At 33.6% G+C, this 19706-nt stretch carries 10 protein-coding genes; all 10 read left to right on the forward strand.

Features of this window, described 5'->3' with window-relative positions; all coding sequences use genetic code 11:
- Positions 1-8: 8 nt before the first annotated feature.
- Entirely contained in the window at positions 9-1805 is a 1797-nt protein-coding gene (locus LPB88_RS03470) for a hypothetical protein (RefSeq protein WP_230712441.1), read from the forward strand.
- A gap of 54 nt (positions 1806-1859) precedes the next feature.
- Positions 1860-3692: a metallophosphoesterase gene (locus LPB88_RS03475; protein WP_230712443.1), complete on the forward strand. Its 1833-nt coding sequence runs from the start codon at positions 1860-1862 to the stop codon at positions 3690-3692.
- 53 nt (positions 3693-3745) lie between these two features.
- The gene (locus LPB88_RS03480; RefSeq protein ID WP_230712446.1) at positions 3746-7783 is read left to right on the forward strand and encodes a hybrid sensor histidine kinase/response regulator transcription factor; all 4038 of its coding nucleotides are present in this window, start codon (positions 3746-3748) and stop codon (positions 7781-7783) included.
- A 198-nt stretch (positions 7784-7981) separates the two neighbouring features.
- Entirely contained in the window at positions 7982-8854 is an 873-nt protein-coding gene (locus tag LPB88_RS03485; RefSeq protein ID WP_230712448.1) for an inositol oxygenase, read from the forward strand.
- Positions 8855-8913: 59 nt separating this feature from the next.
- Positions 8914-12054: a glycoside hydrolase family 2 TIM barrel-domain containing protein gene (locus tag LPB88_RS03490; protein WP_230712450.1), complete on the forward strand. Its 3141-nt coding sequence runs from the start codon at positions 8914-8916 to the stop codon at positions 12052-12054.
- 262 nt (positions 12055-12316) lie between these two features.
- Positions 12317-13462 (forward strand): acyltransferase family protein, encoded by a 1146-nt coding sequence (locus LPB88_RS03495; RefSeq protein WP_230712452.1) that lies wholly within the window; start codon positions 12317-12319, stop codon positions 13460-13462.
- A gap of 55 nt (positions 13463-13517) precedes the next feature.
- Positions 13518-15155, forward strand: coding sequence for a sodium/solute symporter (locus LPB88_RS03500; protein ID WP_230712454.1), 1638 nt, complete (start codon positions 13518-13520; stop codon positions 15153-15155).
- Positions 15156-15181: 26 nt separating this feature from the next.
- Positions 15182-16744: a glycoside hydrolase family 28 protein gene (locus LPB88_RS03505; RefSeq protein ID WP_230712455.1), complete on the forward strand. Its 1563-nt coding sequence runs from the start codon at positions 15182-15184 to the stop codon at positions 16742-16744.
- 50 nt (positions 16745-16794) lie between these two features.
- Positions 16795-18234 (forward strand): glycoside hydrolase family 28 protein, encoded by a 1440-nt coding sequence (locus LPB88_RS03510; RefSeq protein ID WP_230712457.1) that lies wholly within the window; start codon positions 16795-16797, stop codon positions 18232-18234.
- A gap of 7 nt (positions 18235-18241) precedes the next feature.
- Entirely contained in the window at positions 18242-19273 is a 1032-nt protein-coding gene (locus LPB88_RS03515) for a LacI family DNA-binding transcriptional regulator (protein WP_255673675.1), read from the forward strand.
- Positions 19274-19706 lie beyond the last annotated feature (433 nt).

The following is a 19706-nucleotide window of genomic DNA, read 5'->3' on the forward strand; positions in this document are numbered from 1 at the left end:
ATAACAGTATGAAAAAGCAAATTAGCCGTGGAGAATTTATTAGATTATCAGGTTTAACATTGGCAGGAGCTTTAGTTAGTGATGCCATTTTTGCCAATGATTTATTTTTAAAGAACAATACTTCTAAAGAGGATATTCAATTAATGAAAAAGCTCATTTTAAACAATGATGCCACTGTTAGAAAAATCCTCAACAAAGTACCTCTTGACCCCACAATCAGACTGAGCAGTTTTCGCGATATAGCCAATTCCATTGCAACAATGACGGCTTCGATAGCTAATTCCGGATCTGAATATTATAAATCGAAAGTTTTGGCTGAAAAACTGAATCAGGCAATAGATATTTTATTAAAAGAACAATATAGCGATGGCACATTAGATGCTGGGGGCAACAGACAATCTCCTCCCGATACTGCTTTTGTCTTAGAATATATTTGTGTTGCAGCTTTTATTTTAAAAAATAACAAACAAAGCGATTTAGCGTCTTTGAAAGATAAATTTAAAAAGTTTATTTTGAATGCGGGCGAGGCTATGGTAACAGGAGGTGTTCATACTCCAAATCACAGATGGGTTATTTGTGCGGCATTAGCCAATATTAATTCCCTGTATCCGGATACCAGATATGTTAAAAGAATTGATCAATGGCTGGCAGAAGGTATTTATATTAATAAAGATGGACATTATTCTGAACGAAGCGGGATTTACTCTGCCGTAATTGACAGAGCATTAATTACGATGGCAAGAACACTCAATAGACCGGAATTATTAGATCTAGTGTACCAAAATCTAACCACTTATCTTTATTATACAGAGCAAAATGGGGATTTGGTTACAGTTGATTCTAAAAGACAGGATCAGTTTATGACTTTAAAAGTAACGAAGTTTTATTTACAGTATCGATACATGGCAATCCGTACCAATAGTGCAATGTTTGCGTATATGGTCAATCTCATTGAAAATCTACCGGATTTTACAACCGATATCTTATCAGATTCGTTAGCTTTTTTTATGGAAAATGAAGAACTTCAGAAACAAATTCCTGTTGAAGGTAAAGTTGAAAATGATTTTGAAAAGTTTTTTGCAGCCTCCAATCTGGCAAGAATCAGGCGCGGAAAAACTTCTGTAACACTATTTGGAGGTAACGATCAGCCGGTTCAGATTGTTTCCGGAAGATCTTCAAATCCTAATTTTCTAATGTATAGAAAACAAGATGCTATACTGAAATACATGCGACTGTCTACTTCCTTTTTTAGAATGGGATATTTTAGCAGCGATGGTATTGTAAAAGAAGGAAATAAATACATCCTCAAGGAAACCAAAGAAGCAGATTATTATCAGCCGCTTGCCGAAGAATTTCGCAGATCAGATGGGAATTATAAATTATCTGAATCGCCAGACGGTCGATTTTGGAATAAAATGGATTTTGATTCGAGAACCAAAAGCAATGTAAAAAAGCAAATTACCATAATTGAAATCACGGAAGAAAATGGAGCGCTGAGTTTAGATTTTAAAGTGGACGGTCCTCCCAATGTTGAAGTAACAATTGAAATGTGTTTTAATGAAGAAAGCATCGTTAAAGGAGCAGAAATAGAAGAAAAAAAGAACTATTTTCTTAGATCTGGATTCGGAGAAGTTGCTACGGGAGAAGATACCATACAATTTGGACCTGGAAAGTGCGAACATCTAAACATAGAAAATTTAGATAGTGAAGAATACACCTACCACAAAGGCAGCTTGCATACAAACGGTGTACATGTTTATATTACAGGATTTACACCCTTTACGCATAAAATGACTATTGGTTAACTGTAATTAATTCTAGTACATACCACAACAAAAAATAATTATTTACCGGATTCTATGCCATTAAAAAATAATCTTTATCTGCTACTTTTAGTAATGCTGGTTTCTTGTAAAACAGAGCAGCAACCTGTTGCAAAAAAAGTACAAATTGCTTTTATTGCCGATGTTCATTTACAGGATATTTTCGGAAAATTTCATGATAATAATTACAAAGGCATCAAAAATCCGGTAACGGGTGAGTATGCTAATATTAGAACGATGAGTTCTCAATTACACTCTACCAGAATTTTCAACGAAAATTATTTTGCCTTTTTAGAAGCTTTAAATGACATCTCAAAAAGAGGAATTAAACAAGTCGTACTTCCGGGTGATTTTAGTGATGACGGACAACCGGTTCATGTCAGGGGATTAAAAAAAATACTTAACAAATACACAAAGAAACACGGCATATCGTTTTTTGTAACGACTGGAAATCATGATGTAGTAAGACCTTTTTCTCAAGAAGCCATTAAAACAGATTTTTTAGGCAAAGGAGGTAAAGAACAAATTATTAGCAGTTCTAAAAATAATCTGCCCGAAGACAAAGATCAATTAGAACCCATAATCACATCCGATATAAAAAACTGGGGTTATAAAGAGACCTTAAATGAAATGGCTGGTTTCGGGTTTTTTCCAAAGAAAAATGATTTGTATTGGGAAACTCCTTTTTCGACCTATACTTACGAAAGCTATAATTTTGACAAAGCTTTAAAAGAGTCCGGATTACAAAATAGAACGTATGCTGTTGTAAACACCAATTTATCACTTCCGGACGCTAGTTATTTGGTTGAACCCATCAAAGGCGTTTGGCTTTTGGCAATAGACGCCAATGTATATGTTCCTAACAAAAAATTATCTGGAGCACAGGACAATCCTAATGATTTTTCCGGAGCCAGCATTGGTTACAACAATGTGCTTATTTATAAAAAACATTTAATAGACTGGATAAAAAAGGTTTCGGCAGAAGCCAGACAAAAAGGAAAAATATTAATTGCTTTTAGTCATTATCCAATGGTTGATTTTAATAATGATGCCTCACCGGAATTAAAATTGCTGTTTGGTCCCCATAAAATGCAATTAGACAGAGTGCCGGATGAAGAAGTTGCGCGGACATTTGCCGATGCAGGAATTCAAATTCATTTTGGCGGACACATGCATATTAACGATACAGGAGTAAGAATTACAGCAAGTGGTAATACTTTGTTTAATATTCAAACACCTTCATTGGCTGCCTATAAGCCAGCATATAAAATACTGACGATTCGTTCTAATTCAGAAGTTGAGGTAGAAACGATCGTAGTGGGTTCCGTTTCAAAGTTTAACAGCTTGTTTCCTTTTTATGAAGAAGAATACGCTCATTTACAAGATATAAAAAGCCCTGATATTTGGAACAAAGATATTTTGAAAGCTAAAGATTATGAAGATTTTACACGATGGCATTTAAAAGAACTAGTTCGTCTGCGTTTTTTGCCTGAAGATTTTCCGGTTCAATTTTTGGCGGCTATTATAAAACTTTCCGGTAAAGATTTAGTACAAATCAATGCGAACATTCCAGAAGTCGAACAAGAGCTATTGTCGAATCATTTAACGATTCAGGATTTTGAATCCTGGACTGGTTTTGATATGATATTCGATTTTTACAGATTAAAAAACGCAGATGAATTAGCCATTCCGGAAATAGGTAAAAACAGATTAAAACAATATGAAATGGTCTGTAAACAATTGCAAAAATCGAGTAATAAGAATTTAGTCCTTTGGTCAGAAATAGTATTGAAAACGATGAATGGGCAACCGGCAAATCATTTTAAAATTAACTTAAATACCAATCAGATTGATCGAATAGAACCTTAAAAAGATAATAATTATTTAATCAAAAACAGTACATTGCAGTTATAATTCATTTTATGAAACAAAATCCTTTTATAGTATTCCTTTGTTTAGCCACATTTTATTATTCACATTCACAGAATATAAAATTTACGCATTATAATGACAACAACGGTTTGTCACATAACTCTGTGAGGCATATTGTGCAGGATAAAAAAGGATTTTTATGGTTTGGTACTTTTTTTGGATTGAATCGTTTTGACGGGTATCAGTTTAAAAACTACATGAGTTCGTCTCCCGGTAATAATAAATTGTACAATGATGATATTACTGCATTAGAATTAGATGAATCATCAAATCAGTTATGGATAGGTACCAGAAAAGGTTTGACGCTTTTTAAAATGGATACGCATGTTTTTGTCACTTTTTTGCCTAAAAAAAATGACCAGAACAGTTTGCCCGAAGGAGAAATCAGATCGGTATATGTTGATAAATTCAAAAGAGTTTGGGTAGGGACTAAAAATCAGGGAGTTTATATGTTTTTTTTGAAAGAAAACAGATTCGAAAAAATTCCGATTAAAGGTTTTGATTATGTAAAAGAAATTTTTGAAGACAGAAAAGGAAATATTTGGGTAGGCAGTTATGATAAAGGATCAGTTGCCAAAATAACCTTAGACAGTAAAGGAACAATCGTAAAAATGAATAATTATACGCTTTCTGTTCCTTATTCTAACGAAAAAAACCCATACATTAATTTTATTTATGAAGATGCTAAAGCCGATATTTTTGTAGGAACACGCAGAGGGCTTTACAAATTAGATACAAAAAAGGATGAATTTGTAAATTTATATATCGAAAACAAAGAAATCAGAGGCAATTTGGGGCCGTACTTTTTATCAGTTGCTCAGGCTCCAGATGGTAAATACTGGGTTGGAACTCTTGGTGGATTATTGGTTTGTAAGCAATTGGAAGACATTCAAAAAGGAGATTACAAATGGTATTATTCAGTACTTTCAGATGACACTTCGATCGTTGATAATTTGATTTCGGCTTTATACTTTGATCGTGCAGGAGTTTTATGGATTGGGACAGAAGACGGCCTTGACAAGTTTGATCCGTACGAAAACCAATTTGTACTCAATAAAGACATCTCTCGTTACATAGGCAATCAGGCACCACGTATAAGGGGATTTTCTAAAACATACGACGGAAAAGTAATTGTGGCGACTAGTCATAACGGACTTTTTATTTCAAGCGCAAAAGGTTTTGTGCCGTTGTACAATAAATCGATTGATATATCGAGTATCTATTCTGAAGATGGTAAAATTTTTTATTGCGGACTTTGGGATGGTAAAATGATGGTGTATAACTACAGCGCTAACTCATCAAAAGAAATTAATCTGGGTTTTGATACATCGCCAATATTTGCTTTTAATAAAATTGGTGAGCAATCGATGATGATAGGTTCATTTGGAGAAGGAGCCGTTATATTAAACACAAAAACGTTAGAAGTACAGGCTTCGAAAGGAAAATTATTACCGGGCTTTCAGATAAATGCCATAGAAAAAGATACTCAAAACAATGTATGGTTTGCTACAGAAACAGGTGTTGTGAAATATAATGCGGGATCAGGTAAAATAGAAACTTACAAATCACTTTCAAAAAAAGAAAATGGTATACCTAATGAGGATAATGTTAGTGATATCATGATCGACAAAAAAGGTAAAATATGGGCGTCTACGCGTTTTGGATTATGCTTGTTCGATTCTAAAAAGAACACTTTTTCAACCATAAAAAACTTCAAAGAAATCTCCGGTACATGGATTACCGATATGCTATCAGACGCAAACGGAAATTTATGGCTAAATATCAATAATAATAGTATTGCCTGGGTAAAATCAGATTTAAAAGATATTAATATTTACCATGTAAACAGTGGTAATAGACTGGATGTTTTTAGTTCAAGCGGTTTCTTTAATTTTAATAATTCAACTATTTTTCTTGGAGGTAAAAATGGTATTATTTCTTTTTCTCCACAAACAATGAAAAGAAATAATTGGTCGCCTGAACCGGTTATTTCCGAATTTAAAATTCAGAATGAAGAAATATTTCCTGAAATGGAAATTAATGGAGATATTCCGCTTTCAAAGGATCTGAACTATGGAAAAAAGGTAGAACTCAACTATAAAAACCGAAATTTTTCACTACAGTTTTCGACTCCGTCATTTGCTAACGAAAAACTGAATAAGTTTCAGTATATGCTGGAAGGCTTTGATAAAAATTGGATTACAGCCAATAGTAACTCAAGAACTGTTCAGTATACCAATCTTTTTCCGGGCAATTATGTATTCAAAATAAAATCCAGCAATAGCGACGGTCATTGGAGCAAGGTGGTTTCTTATCAAATAAAAATCCTTCCGCCTTTTTGGTTAACACCACTATCATTTTTATTATTCTTTGCACTTCTTGTTCTTATTTTTTATTTTATCAGAAGAGAAATTAAAAACCGTATCCGCTTAAAACAGGAATTGCTTACCGAAAAAGTAAACAGGGAACATGATATTAAGCTAAATAATGAAAAACTGCGATTTTTTACGAATATTTCGCATGAGTTAAGGACTCCGTTGACACTTATTTTAGGTCCCGCCAAGCAATTATTGGATGAAAATAATAATGCAACCGATTATGAAAAAAGCAGGTACAATCTAATCTATCAAAACGCCAGCAGGCTTTTAAATCTGGTAAATCAGGTACTCGATTTTAGAAAAGCACAGTCAGGAGAATTAAAACTTAAAGTTTCAAAAACAGATATTCTGACCTATTCTAAAAACATTTTTGATTCCTTTAAGGAAATGGCGTACAACAAGAAAATTAAATTGAATTTTATTGCTGAGGTTGAAGATATTAAGGGCTGGGTAGATAATGATAAATATGATAAAATTCTTTACAATCTCTTGTCTAATGCGTTGAAGTTTACCAACAAATATGGTAATGTAGATTTATTTATCAGATTAAAAAACAGTACTGAAGAAATTTTAATTCTGGAAGTTATCGATGACGGAATTGGAATTCCTTTGAAAAGTCAGGAAAAAATCTTCAAACGCTTTTATCAGGCGACCAATAGTAAAGCAAATAACACAGGATCAGGTATTGGTTTGTCCTTAGTAAAATCGTTAGTTGCGCTTCATAAAGGATCTATATCCGTAGAAAGTACATTGGGTAAAGGAAGTACATTTACGGTTGAAATTCCTATAGACCGCATTTCTTACGAGAGTAAGGAAGTATTTGAATATGCTTTAAAAAATGACAATTTAAGCATGCTAATTCCGGAAAAACCGGTAAAAAAAATAATTCAGAGCATAGATTTAAAAGAGAAAATATTGGTTATTGAAGATAATATTGAACTCAGAAAATATTTGGTCGATTATCTATCCGATTATTATAAAGTTTACGATGCCGAAAATGGAGAAGAAGGTCTGAAAATTTGCCGACAAATTAAACCAATCTTATGTATTGCAGATGTTATGATGCCGGTCATGGACGGACTCGAATTTTGTAAAGAACTAAAAAGCGATGAGTTTATTAGCCATATACCTGTTGTTTTATTAACGGCACTTGCAGAAAACGTCGATAAGGTTAAAGGATATGAAACAGGAGCCGACGGTTATTTAGTAAAACCCTTTGAACCTTCGTTATTAAAAACGGTAATTGAAAATATTATTAAATCAAGATCAGATTTAAAATTAAAATTCTCTGGTGAAGTAGAAAGTAAAATAAGTTTACTGACCCATTCTCCAATTGATGAGGAATTCATGGAAAAAATAACCGGTTTAATAAATGATAATCTGGGCGAGTTAGATTTATCGACAGAATTCTTATGTGATAAACTAGGCGTGAGTTCTTCTAAATTATACAGAAAAATTAAAGAACTAACAGATTTGGCTCCTAATGAATTTATTAGAACTATACGTTTAAAAAAATCAGCAGAACTTTTAAAAACCAAAAAATATAATGTTTCTGAAGTTACTAATCTGGTAGGATTCAATGATCCCTTATATTTTAGCAGATGTTTTAAAAAACAATTTGGTTTTCCTCCAAGTAAGCTCATTAATTAAATTCCAATAAAAAAATCCCAAATTCCAATTGTTCAAAGAGTTGGAATTTGGGATTTTTTTATTGGAATTTATACTTTACGATTATTTGTTGTAAAAATCATATTAAATTAAGATTTATCCATGTTTTTGATGTATTAATCCATTTTGATTTCTATATGTAATTCTATTTTTGTCTTATAACTTTTAATTTTAAATCTAATGAAAAAGCCAATAGACACTGATAATCCATTACATAATTTGGATGAATGGGAAGATGATTTATTACTACGATATCCAGACCCATCTGAACCTGTAAAAGAAAAAGAAGAGTTTAGAAATTATGTCGATTCAGAAAGAGTAGAAACCGTTAAAGAGTTTTATAGAATCAATCATACCTATCAAACCTATGATTTTGTATGCAGTAAAGAAGAAGAATTTCTACAATTTAATAAAAAAGAAATGTCAATTTGGGAAGCAGTTGACTTTTTAAATACCCTTGTTGATGATAGTGATCCGGATATCGATTTAGACCAAACTCAGCATCTTTTGCAAACTTCTGAAGCAATTAGAGCAGATGGTCATCCTGATTGGTTTGTGTTAACAGGTTTTATACACGATCTGGGAAAAATTTTATGTTTGTTTGGAGAACCACAGTGGGCAGTTGTCGGTGATACTTTTCCTGTTGGCTGTTCGTATTCAGATCAAATAGTATATTCAGAATTTTTTAAAGAAAATCCGGATTATACAGATGAGAGATTCAACACGAAACTTGGTGTTTATACTCAAAATTGTGGGCTCGATAAAGTAAAAATGAGTTGGGGACATGACGAATATCTGTATCAAATCATGAAAGACTACTTACCGGAACCGGCTTTGTATATGATCAGATATCATTCGTTTTACTCCCAACATAAAGAGAATGCCTACGCACATTTAATGAATGAAAAAGACATAGAAATGTTTGACTGGGTAAGAAAATTTAATCCTTATGATTTATATACAAAAGCACCTGTTAAGCCAGATGTCAAAGCGTTACTGCCGTATTATAAAGAATTAGTCGCCAAATATTTACCGGAAAAATTGAAGTTTTAAATAGAGCTTCTTTTGATTTGTACTTCTTTCTTTATGAAAGAGAATTAAACTAAAAATAAATGCAGAAAATCAAAACCAGAAAATTTTTATTGTTCCTCTTCCTAATCTGTGGTATAACTGTTTTAGGACAAGAAAAAACAGATAAGAATGATTGGGAAAATCCACAGGTTTTCCAGATTAATAGAGAACCCACACGAGCAGCATTTCTTCCTTATGCAGATGAAAAGTCGGCAATAAGTGATAATTATGCGAACTCACCCTGGTATTTTTCTTTGAATGGAAAATGGAAATTTTCCTGGTCTCCAACACCGGATCAGCGACCAAAGGATTTTTATAAAGCAGATTACAGTACTTTGAATTGGAAAGAATTACAAGTGCCATCAAACTGGGAATTGAATGGTTATGGTATTCCAATTTATACCAACATTACGTATCCTTTCGAAAGGAATCCGCCTTTTATCAATCATTCAGATAATCCGGTGGGATCTTATAAAAGAGATTTTGTTTTACCGGAAAATTGGAATAATCGTCATGTCTATCTTCATTTTGAAGCAGGAACATCAGCGATGTATATCTGGGTAAACGGAGTAAAAGTAGGGTACACAGAGAACACGAAAAGTCCGGCAGAATTTGATATTACAAAATATGTAAAATCGGGAAAAAATGATGTTGCTGTAGAGGTTTACAGATGGAGTGATGGTTCTTATCTTGAAGATCAGGATATGTGGAGACTTTCCGGGATTGATAGAAATGTTTATTTGTATAGTACTAATGATATTCGTATTGCGGATTTTTTTGCAAAACCTGATTTAGATTCAAAATACAAAAACGGAAGCCTGAATGTAGAAGTTAATTTAAAAAATCTGACTTCAGTTGCTATAAACAATCAAACAGTAGAAGCAAAACTGGTTGATTCTTTTGGAAAAAATGTTTTTACTAAAGACTTAAAAGTAAATTTTGAAGCCAATAAAACCCAAACCATCAATTTTACCCAAAATGTTTCCAGTCCGAAATTATGGAGCAGCGAAACCCCTAATCTCTATATTTTGCTTTTGACTTTAAAAAATGAAAAAGGGGTTATAATAGAAAGCGTTTCTACTCAAATTGGGTTCAGAAAAGTAGAGTTAAAAGGCGGACAATTATTGGTAAACGGAGTACGACTAATGGTTCATGGCGTAAACATTCACGAGCATAATCCAGTAACGGGACATTATCAGGACGAAGCAACCATGATGAAAGACATCAAGATGATGAAACAGCTGAATATCAATTCGGTACGTTGCAGTCATTATCCCAATAATATCTTATGGGTAAAATTGTGTAATAAATATGGTTTGTTTTTGGTTGATGAAGCCAATATAGAAAGTCACGGAATGGGAGTTGAGGGACAGCCTCTTATTTATATGAATCCAAAAACTAATCCGGGTCATCTTCTGGAATGGAGAGAAGCACATCTGGACAGAATTTATAGTCTTGTTGAAAGAGATAAAAATGCTCCATCGGTAATTCTTTGGTCATTAGGTAATGAAAGTGCCAACGGACCTGTTTTTCATGATGCTTACAAATGGATCAAAAAGAGAGACAACACCCGATTGGTGCAGTTTGAGCAGGCAAAAGAAAACGAAAATACAGATATCGTTTGCCCTATGTATCCAACGATTGCTTACATGAAAGAATATGCGGCACGCAAAGAAGTGGCACGTCCATTTATAATGTGTGAGTACTCGCATGCAATGGGAAACAGCAGCGGCAACTTTCAGGAATATTGGGATATTATTCGCGGCAGCAAAAATATGCAGGGTGGTTTTATTTGGGATTGGGTAGATCAGGGATTTGAAATAAAAGATGAAGCAGGCCGTAAATATTGGTCTTATGGAGGCGACATGGGAAGTCAGAATTATACAAATGATGAAAATTTTTGCCATAACGGATTGGTTTGGCCAGACAGAACTCCGCATCCAGGTGCTTTTGAAGTAAAAAAAGTATATCAGGATATTTTGTTTGAAGCTATCGATGCTAAAAATGGAATTATCGAAATCATAAACGATTTTGGATTTACAAATTTAAATCAATACAACTTTAAATATCAGGTTTTAGAAAACGGAAAAAGTATAAAAGAAGGAACAATTGAGGTTAATTTAAATCCGAAATCAAAAAAACAATTCAAACTTGATTTGCCAAAATTACAGTCAAAACCAGGAGTAGAATATTTATTGAATGTTTTTGCCTATACCAAAACCGGATCAGAATTACTACCCCAGAATTTTGAAATCGCCAAAGAACAATTTGTTTTAGAGAGCGACAATTATTTTGAGAAAACGGCATCTTCTTCATCCAATATTCAGGACGAAAAAGACGAATTTATTTGGAGTGCTGCCAAAGTAACAGTCAAGATAAGTAAGACGACCGGGCTAATTACTTATTATAGTTTAAACGGAGAAGAATGCTTCAAACAATACCCGGAACCAAATTTTTGGAGAGCGCCAACAGATAATGATTTTGGAAATAAAATGCAGATTAAATCTAATGTTTGGAGAACGGCAGGTAAAAATAGCACTTTAGAAAATATTCAGACAATTGATGAAAATGGCAAGAAATATATTGTTGCAAAACTGAAACTTAACGATGTTTTTTCGGATTACACCATTAAGTATTCTTTGAGTAATGACGGGGCTTTAGAGATTATTCCATCCTATAAAAAAGGGAATAATCCAGTGCCGGAAATGCCTCGTTTTGGAATGATTTTCGTTCTTAAAAATACATTGGAGAATCTTGACTATTACGGAAGAGGGCCATTAGAAAATTATCCGGATAGAAATACAGCTGCTTTAAAAGGAATTTATAAAAGTACAGTAGCAGACCAATATGTTCCTTATACACGTCCGCAGGAAAATGGGTATAAAACAGATGTTCGTTGGTTTAAACTTTCAGATAATGGAGGTAAAGGACTTGAAATAAAAGGATTGCAGCCTTTAGGAATAAGTGCGCTGAACAATTATCCAGGTGATTTTGATCCCGGATTATCAAAAAAGAATATGCACCTGAGCGATATTACACCCAGAAAAGAAGTTGTTGTTTGTGTTGATTTAACCCAACGAGGACTTGGCGGCGATAATAGTTGGGGATTACCACCGCATGAGCAATATCTATTGAAACAAAGCGAATACAGTTATGGATTTGTCATAAAACCAATCGAATAGGATAACCTTAAAAATTTAACACATAGAAACATAGTTTTAGTAAACTTAAAAAAGACGTTTCACTCATTAAAGTTCACATAGCAACTATGTGTGAAGAAACGAGTTTCTTTTTTATTCTCTTTTAGGAAAAAGTAAAATCTATGTTTCTATGTGTTAAATAATTATACACGCTAAAAAGTTTCAAATAAAAAATATCATTTATAATTATTGATACTCTTCTGGAGAAATCAATAACTGAATATGCTTTTAAATAAGTGCAATTATGAGTAATACGACTGAAAATGGAAGATTAATTTCTTTGGATGTGCTAAGAGGGTTTGTTATGTTTTGGATTATGAGCGGCGAACATATCATACATGCATTGGCTAAAGCCGCACCAATTCCTGTTTTTATATGGATGTCATCACAATTGCATCATACAGACTGGAATGGCATTACGTTTTATGATATGATATTTCCTGTATTTCTATTTGTTGCAGGGGTTTCGATGCCTTATTCTTTCGATAAAAAAATGATTAATGCCGGTGTAAAAACCCCAATGGAATTACCAGCCAAGGAAAAACAAAAAATATACCTCTCAATGCTAAAAAGAACGTGTATTTTACTATTTCTGGGACTGGTTGTAAATGGATTATTACGGTTTGATGGCTATGATCAAACTCGTTTTGCCAGTGTATTGGGACGTATAGGACTTGCCTGTTTTTTTGCAGGCATGATCTATTTAAATTTTGATTTAAAAAAACAGCTGCTTTGGTTTGCAGGTATTTTGTTTGGTTATTACTTAGTTTTGAAGTTAGTGCCAGTTCCTAATTTTGGAGCTGGTATTTTAACTAAAGAAGGATCCTTTACGAGTTATATTGACCAACAATTTTTGCCAGGAAGATTGCACAGTAAAGTATATGATCCCGAAGGTTTGTTTTCGACTATACCGGCTATTGCTACAGCTTTGCTAGGCGTGTTTCTGGGAACTTTTTTGAAACACAGGGTAAATGATTCGATAAAGAGCAAAATAATAATTATGATCATTTCAGCAATTGTTTTGATAGGCATAGGAATGATCTGGAATTATGATTTCCCTATCAATAAACGCTTGTGGTCAAGCTCTTTTGTTTGTTATGTGGGAGGATTCAGTATTTTGTTATTTACCTTTTTTTATTTGATAATCGATGTATTGGGTTTTCGGGAATGGGCATTTCCATTAATTATAATTGGTTCAAATTCAATTTTGATTTATATGGCTTCTGAGGGTTTGGTAAATTTTGGCTATACCGCAACATTTGTATTTGGAGGCATCATTAAATTATTTCCAGTCCTTTGGCAACCTGTTTTTACCGCTTTATCAGTAACGCTCATACAACTGCTTTTACTTTATTTTCTATACAAAAGAAGATGGTTTTTGAAAATTTAAGAGCAGCCTGACTAAACATTTTAACTTACTAACTAACCACAAAACCAACCCAATTATGAACACACTACAAACGGCAGATTATGTTGTTTTTCTTATTTACTTTATTATAGTTGCATCATATGGAATGTACATTTACAGAAGTAAGAAAAATGCAACGACCAGTTCTAACGAATATTTTTTAGCCGAAGGTTCGCTTACCTGGTGGGCAATTGGAGCATCATTGATAGCCTCTAATATTTCAGCAGAACATTTTATTGGCATGAGTGGTTCAGGTTTTGCTATCGGACTTGCTATTGCTTCTTATGAATGGATGTCTGCTGCTACCTTAATTATAGTGGCCATGTTTATTTTACCTATTTATCTTAAAAACAAGATATTTACAATGCCACAATTTTTGGCAAAAAGATATAATGATACCGTAAGTACTATAATGGCAATAATTTGGTTGCTGATATATGTATTTGTAAATCTTACTTCTATTATTTATTTGGGTGCTTTGGCTATTTCTTCGATAGCCCCCATTAGCTTTCAATTTTGTGTTATAGGACTGAGTTTGTTTTCTATTATTGTCACTTTAGGCGGCATGAAAGTAATAGGATATACAGATATGTTTCAGGTTATAGTATTGATTCTTGGAGGTTTGGTCACAACTTATTTGTCCTTGACCTTATTATCAGAACATTTTGGTTTTGGCAAAGATATCCTTAAAGGCTTGTCGATTTTAAAAGATGAAGCACCTGGTCATCTGAAAATGATACTTGATAAATCGAACCCGCATTATGCTGAACTACCGGGAATGTCTGTTATAATAGGTGGTATGCTGATCAATAATCTGGCATATTGGGGCTGCAATCAGTACATTGTTCAAAGAGCTTTAGGGGCTGATTTAAAAACAGCTCGTAAAGGAATTTTGTTTGCTGCATTTTTAAAACTATTAGTTCCTATAATTGCAGTTCTACCAGGTATTGCCATGTACGTCATGCATCAAAACGGAATGTTTCAGCATGAAATGGTCGATGCAACCGGAGTTTTAAAACCGGATCATGCCTATCCAACCTTGATGAATTTGTTACCCGCAGGATTAAAAGGAGTTGCGTTAGCGGCTTTAACAGCAGCAATTGTAGCCTCATTGGCAGGTAAAGCCAATAGTATTTCTACAATTTTTTCTTTAGACATTTATAAAAAATACTTTAACAAAAAGGCAACAGAAAGAAAATTGGTACTTACCGGAAGATGGTGTGTCATAGTTGCAGTGTTTATTGCTGCTCTTGTAGCACCGGCATTAAAATCATTAGACCAGGCATATCAGTTCATACAAGAATATGTTGGTTTCTTTTCGCCGGGAGTTTTGGCTATTTTTTTATTGGGAATGTTTTGGAAAAAGACAACTCCCTCAGCCGGACTTGCGGGTGCATTGCTAACAGTACCTATTGCAGCAGTATTAAAATTCCTGCCTGTCTGGACAAATGGCACTTTTCCTGATTATCCATTTTTAGACAGAATGACCATTGCTTTCTTTTTAATTGTATTTATGATGATCGCAATAAGCCTCTTAAAACCTGAATCTCAACAAGAGCAGGAAACCTTAAAAATCGAAGTCGATACATCAATGTTCAAAGTTTCCTCAGAGTTTATTATTGGATCATTTATTATTAGCGGCATATTAATAGCGCTATATACTGTCTTTTGGTAATTTTTAATTAATAAGCAAATACGATTATGAATAATAATAACAACAAAATTTCAAAGTGTAGTATCATTTTATTTTTTCTTTTACAGCTAAGTTTTAATGTTGAAATGTATGCCGGTAAACGAAAAGATTATCAGGTTACTGCTTTTGGAGCTGTGGCTGATGGCAAAACATTAAACACAATAGCAATTCAAAAAGCAATAGATGCAGCCAATAAAAATAAGGGGGGAAGAGTTATTTTTTCAAAAGGGAAATTTTTATCAGGAAGTATTGTATTAAAAACGGATGTAACATTATTCTTTGAAGAAGGAGCAGTATTGTTAGGTAGTACAAACCCTGATGATTATCCTAAGTATGAAGGAATCAGAGCATTGGTTTTGGCCCATTCCTCAAAAAATATTGCTATAACCGGAAAAGGAGCCATAGACGGTCAGGGAAGAGAACTCGCACTCGCCATAGATAGTTTGCATCATACCGGAGTAAAAATTGATCCTAGCTACAATTACAGGAGACTAAGACCAAATGACGGAAGAGGAAAATTAGTTTCATTCGTGAAATGTGATTCTATCACAATGACCGATTTTACACTAAAAAACAGCTCAGGCTGGGTGCAGTGTTTTGAGCAATGCAGCAATATTATAATCGATTATGTAAAAGTAGATAGCAGAGCTTACTGGAACAATGACGGAATTGACATTGATGGATGTGAAAATGTGAGAATAACAAATTGTGATATCAATTCTGCTGATGATGGTATTTGTTTAAAATCAGAATCTCCGGGATTGCAAAACAATAATATTTATATCGCAAACTGCACCGTTAGATCAAGTGCTAATGCTGTTAAGTTTGGTACAGGTTCATACGGAAGTTTCAAAAATGTAACAATAGAAAATATTAAGGTTTTTGATACTTTCAGATCAGCAATTGCGATAGAATCTGTAGATGGAGCCGAAATTGAAAACATTACTGTTTCGAATATAATAGCTGTCAATACTGGAAATGCAATCCTAATTCGGTTAGGTCATAGAAATGGCGAAAAACCGGGTTATATTAAAAATGTATCCATTAAAAACGTAAAAGCACAAATCCCTTTTGGGCGTCCGGATATTGATTATGATTTACGCGGCCCGGAAGTAGATTATTTTCATAATCCTTTTCCAGCGTCGATTGCCGGAATTCCGGGACATTCTATCGAAAATGTAACGTTAGAAAACATTGAAATTACGTATCCCGGAAGAGCCTCTAAAGGAATGGCATATTTGCCTTTAAGCAGATTAAAAGACATACTCGAAAATATAAAAGGATATCCGGAATTTACCATGTTTGGAGAACTGCCTTCCTGGGGATTTTATGTTCGTCACGTAAACGGAATCGAAATGAAGAATATAAAACTAATTCTTGAAAAAGAAGATTTTCGTCCGGCCTTTGTTTTTGATGATGTAACCAAATTAGTTATGAAAGACATTGATGTTCCATCAGATAAAACAAATCAAATTATTTTTAAAGACGTCCCATCACCCAATCTTGATTCAGCAGCTTTAAAAAGAAAGAACGAACCACAACAAAACACATTTGAACTGCCCGTTAAGTAATTGATATTCGAAGCAGATTTATTAAAATTTTAAATAAAAAAAGAAAATCAATGATGAAGAAGCCTATACTTACTTTGATTATTTTTTGCCTGTCACTTAGTGTAGCAGCGCAAAAAATATATGACGTTAAAAAATATGGTGCTAAAGGAGACGGAAAAACCAATGATGCTATTGCGATTCAAAAAGCAATCGATGCTTGCAGTATTACTGGCGGGCAAGTACTAATACCAGCGCCCTTTACATTTCTCACGGGACCTTTTAATGTAAAATCGAATGTGGATTTGCACATTGAAGGCGGTGCCAGAATTTTAGCAAGTCCAGATGAAAAATTATATGCAGAAAGTGCTTTTCGTGAAAATAAAGGAGAAGGTACAATCTGGATTGGAGGTAAAAATATTGAGAATTTTACTATCAGTGGAAATGGTAAAATTGACGGAAACGGTATTTCGTTTATGGGAGCCGAAGAAGAAGATGCTTATGTGTTAAAACCCTTTAATGTATTAGATCCGCGTCCGCATGTTTTAACTATTATAGGAGGAAAAAATATCCGAATAAAAGATGTTCATATCGGGAATTCGGCCTATTGGACCATTCATCTGGTGGGTTGTAATGATGTTGTCATTAGCGGAATTACATTGTTAAACAGCTTAAAAGTTCGTAACAGCGATGGTATTGACTTAGATCATTCAAAAAATGTTCGTATAAGCGACTGTTATATCGAAAGTGGAGACGATTGCATTTGTCTAAAAAACAGACGAGAATTTGAAGAGTTTGGCGCCTGCGAAAACATAACTGTTACAAATTGCACCATGACCAGCAGCAGTTGCGCCATCAAGATTGGTTCAGAAAACATGGATGCAATCAGGCAAGTGGTATTCAATAATTGTATTATTAAAAATAGCAATCGTGGGGTAGGAATTCAAAATAGGGATGAAGGAACGGTGAGCGACGTTATTTTTTCTAACATGATTATCGAAGGACGTTTGACATCTGATACCTGGTGGGGAAAAGCTGAACCTATTTATGTAACGGCTTATAGTCGTGCAAGCGGAAACCATAAAGATGCAAACTGGCGTTTTCCAAAAGGAGCAACCGAAGGGAAAGTGGGCGCAATAAGTAATATTTATTTTTCTAATATTCAATGTACGAGTGAAAATGGAGTATATGTTAGTGCAGAATCAAAAGATAAAATAAACAACGTTGTCTTTGATAATGTTAGTGTTTTTATTGATAAAACAACCAGCAATCAGGGAGGTGTTTATGATCGACGTCCGTCTAAATTAGAAGGTTTTGTTAAAGGAAGTACTTCAGGCTTTTATTTTGATAATGCGCAACGAATAAAAGTACAAAGCTGTTCAGTGTTATGGGGAAAAAACAAACCAGATTATTTTGCCTACGCCATAGAAAGTAAAAACGTAGATGCATTGATAATAAGTAATTTGGAAGGGCAATCGGCTTTTCCGGATGAATTAGAAGCAGTAAAAAAATGATATTGATATGAAAAACAAACCGGTTTCTATTAAGAATATTGCTGATGAACTAAAGATTTCCATAACAACGGTTTCTTTTGTATTGAATGGAAAAGCAAAAGAAAAACACATTTCTAAAGAGTTAACGCAAAGGGTTTTAGATTATGCAAAACAAATAAACTACAGACCAAATCAAATTGCACAAAGCCTTAGAACAGGGAAATCAAAAATTTTGGTTTTTATGGTAGAAGATATTTCAAATAGTTTCTTTTCTAAATTAGCTCGAATTTTTGAAGATATTTCATTTGATAAAGGATATAAAGTCATTTTTTGCAGCAACGAAAATAACGATGAAAAATCAAAAGAATTGATTGAATTATTTAATTTTCGTCAAGTTGATGGGTTTATTATTGTCCCTTCTTCAGGAATAAAGGAAACTATAGAAAGCTTAATAAAAGATAATAAACCGGTTATTTTATTAGATCGTTTTTTTGAAGGTTTAGATTGTAATAGTGTTAGTATAGATAATCAACAGGCTTCTTATGATGCAACCTTACATTTGGTAAATAATCAATTTAAGAATATTGGTTTTGTGACTACAGATTCCAATCAAACGCAAATGAAAGATCGATTGTCAGGATATCATAGAGCAATTGATGATAGAGGTTTGAAATCAAACGTTTTACAAATCCCTTACAATGAAATTTTTAAAGGAAAAGGAAAAAAGCATATTGAAAAATTTCTGAATGATCATAATCACTTGGATGCTATTTTTTTTGGAACCAATTATCTTGCACAAAACGGATTAGAAGTTTTTAAAGAAAGTAGTCGTAATTTATTAAATGAATTTGGCATTGTTGCATTCGATGATAATGATATGTTTAAGCTATGTTCAACTTCAATTAGTTGTGTTGCCCAGCCGCTATTCGAAATTAGTTCTAAACTAATGGAATTGATGTTTCTGCTTTTGAAGAAAAATGAGATTGGAGAAAATACTCAAAAAATAGTGCTAAAAACAGAACTTATTATTCGGGAGTCTTCATTAAGGAGACAGCCTTAACTTATTGTGGCAAATAAAAGAGCAACTCCATGATAATTTGTGCACCGATTCTGCCACTGTAACTTTGGGCGTTTTTATAAAGATTGAAAAATGCCTTAAAAGCAAAAAACCTGCGAATCCTAGGATTTGCAGGTTTTACCACGTTTTTTGCGGGTTTTTGAAAAGATTGAAAAAGTGACCTTTTTACTTCTTTTACCCTTTTGGTGGGGAGAGCAGGATTCGAACCTTAAGCTGGGAACCTGCATATTTCCTACGTTTTTATTTTTTTCGACCTAGTGTGCCCCGATGTTGCCACAAAACTTGAAACGCTAATTTGTAGTTTCTTCTGAGTGACTAACTTGTTTAAAATGAATGTTATAATTCGTGTTTTTAAAAACCAAAAGTATGCAATTCTTTTTGTAAAAGGAAAAAAATTAACAGCCTTAAGTTTTTG

The sequence above is a fragment of the Flavobacterium sp. JAS genome (genome assembly GCF_020991455.1).
GTDB lineage: Bacteria > Bacteroidota > Bacteroidia > Flavobacteriales > Flavobacteriaceae > Flavobacterium.

Excerpts from the sequence above, each read along its gene's own strand:
- LPB88_RS03490 (WP_230712450.1), top strand. The coding sequence starts at position 8,914 with ATGCAGAAAATCAAAACCAGAAAATTTTTATTGTTCCTCTTCCTAATC.
- LPB88_RS03515 (WP_255673675.1), top strand. The coding sequence starts at position 18,242 with ATGAAAAACAAACCGGTTTCTATTAAGAATATTGCTGATGAACTAAAG.
- LPB88_RS03475 (WP_230712443.1), top strand. The coding sequence starts at position 1,860 with ATGCCATTAAAAAATAATCTTTATCTGCTACTTTTAGTAATGCTGGTT.
- LPB88_RS03485 (WP_230712448.1), top strand. The coding sequence starts at position 7,982 with ATGAAAAAGCCAATAGACACTGATAATCCATTACATAATTTGGATGAA.
- LPB88_RS03470 (WP_230712441.1), top strand. The coding sequence starts at position 9 with ATGAAAAAGCAAATTAGCCGTGGAGAATTTATTAGATTATCAGGTTTA.
- LPB88_RS03495 (WP_230712452.1), top strand. The coding sequence starts at position 12,317 with ATGAGTAATACGACTGAAAATGGAAGATTAATTTCTTTGGATGTGCTA.
- LPB88_RS03510 (WP_230712457.1), top strand. The coding sequence starts at position 16,795 with ATGATGAAGAAGCCTATACTTACTTTGATTATTTTTTGCCTGTCACTT.
- LPB88_RS03505 (WP_230712455.1), top strand. The coding sequence starts at position 15,182 with ATGAATAATAATAACAACAAAATTTCAAAGTGTAGTATCATTTTATTT.
- LPB88_RS03480 (WP_230712446.1), top strand. The coding sequence starts at position 3,746 with ATGAAACAAAATCCTTTTATAGTATTCCTTTGTTTAGCCACATTTTAT.
- LPB88_RS03500 (WP_230712454.1), top strand. The coding sequence starts at position 13,518 with ATGAACACACTACAAACGGCAGATTATGTTGTTTTTCTTATTTACTTT.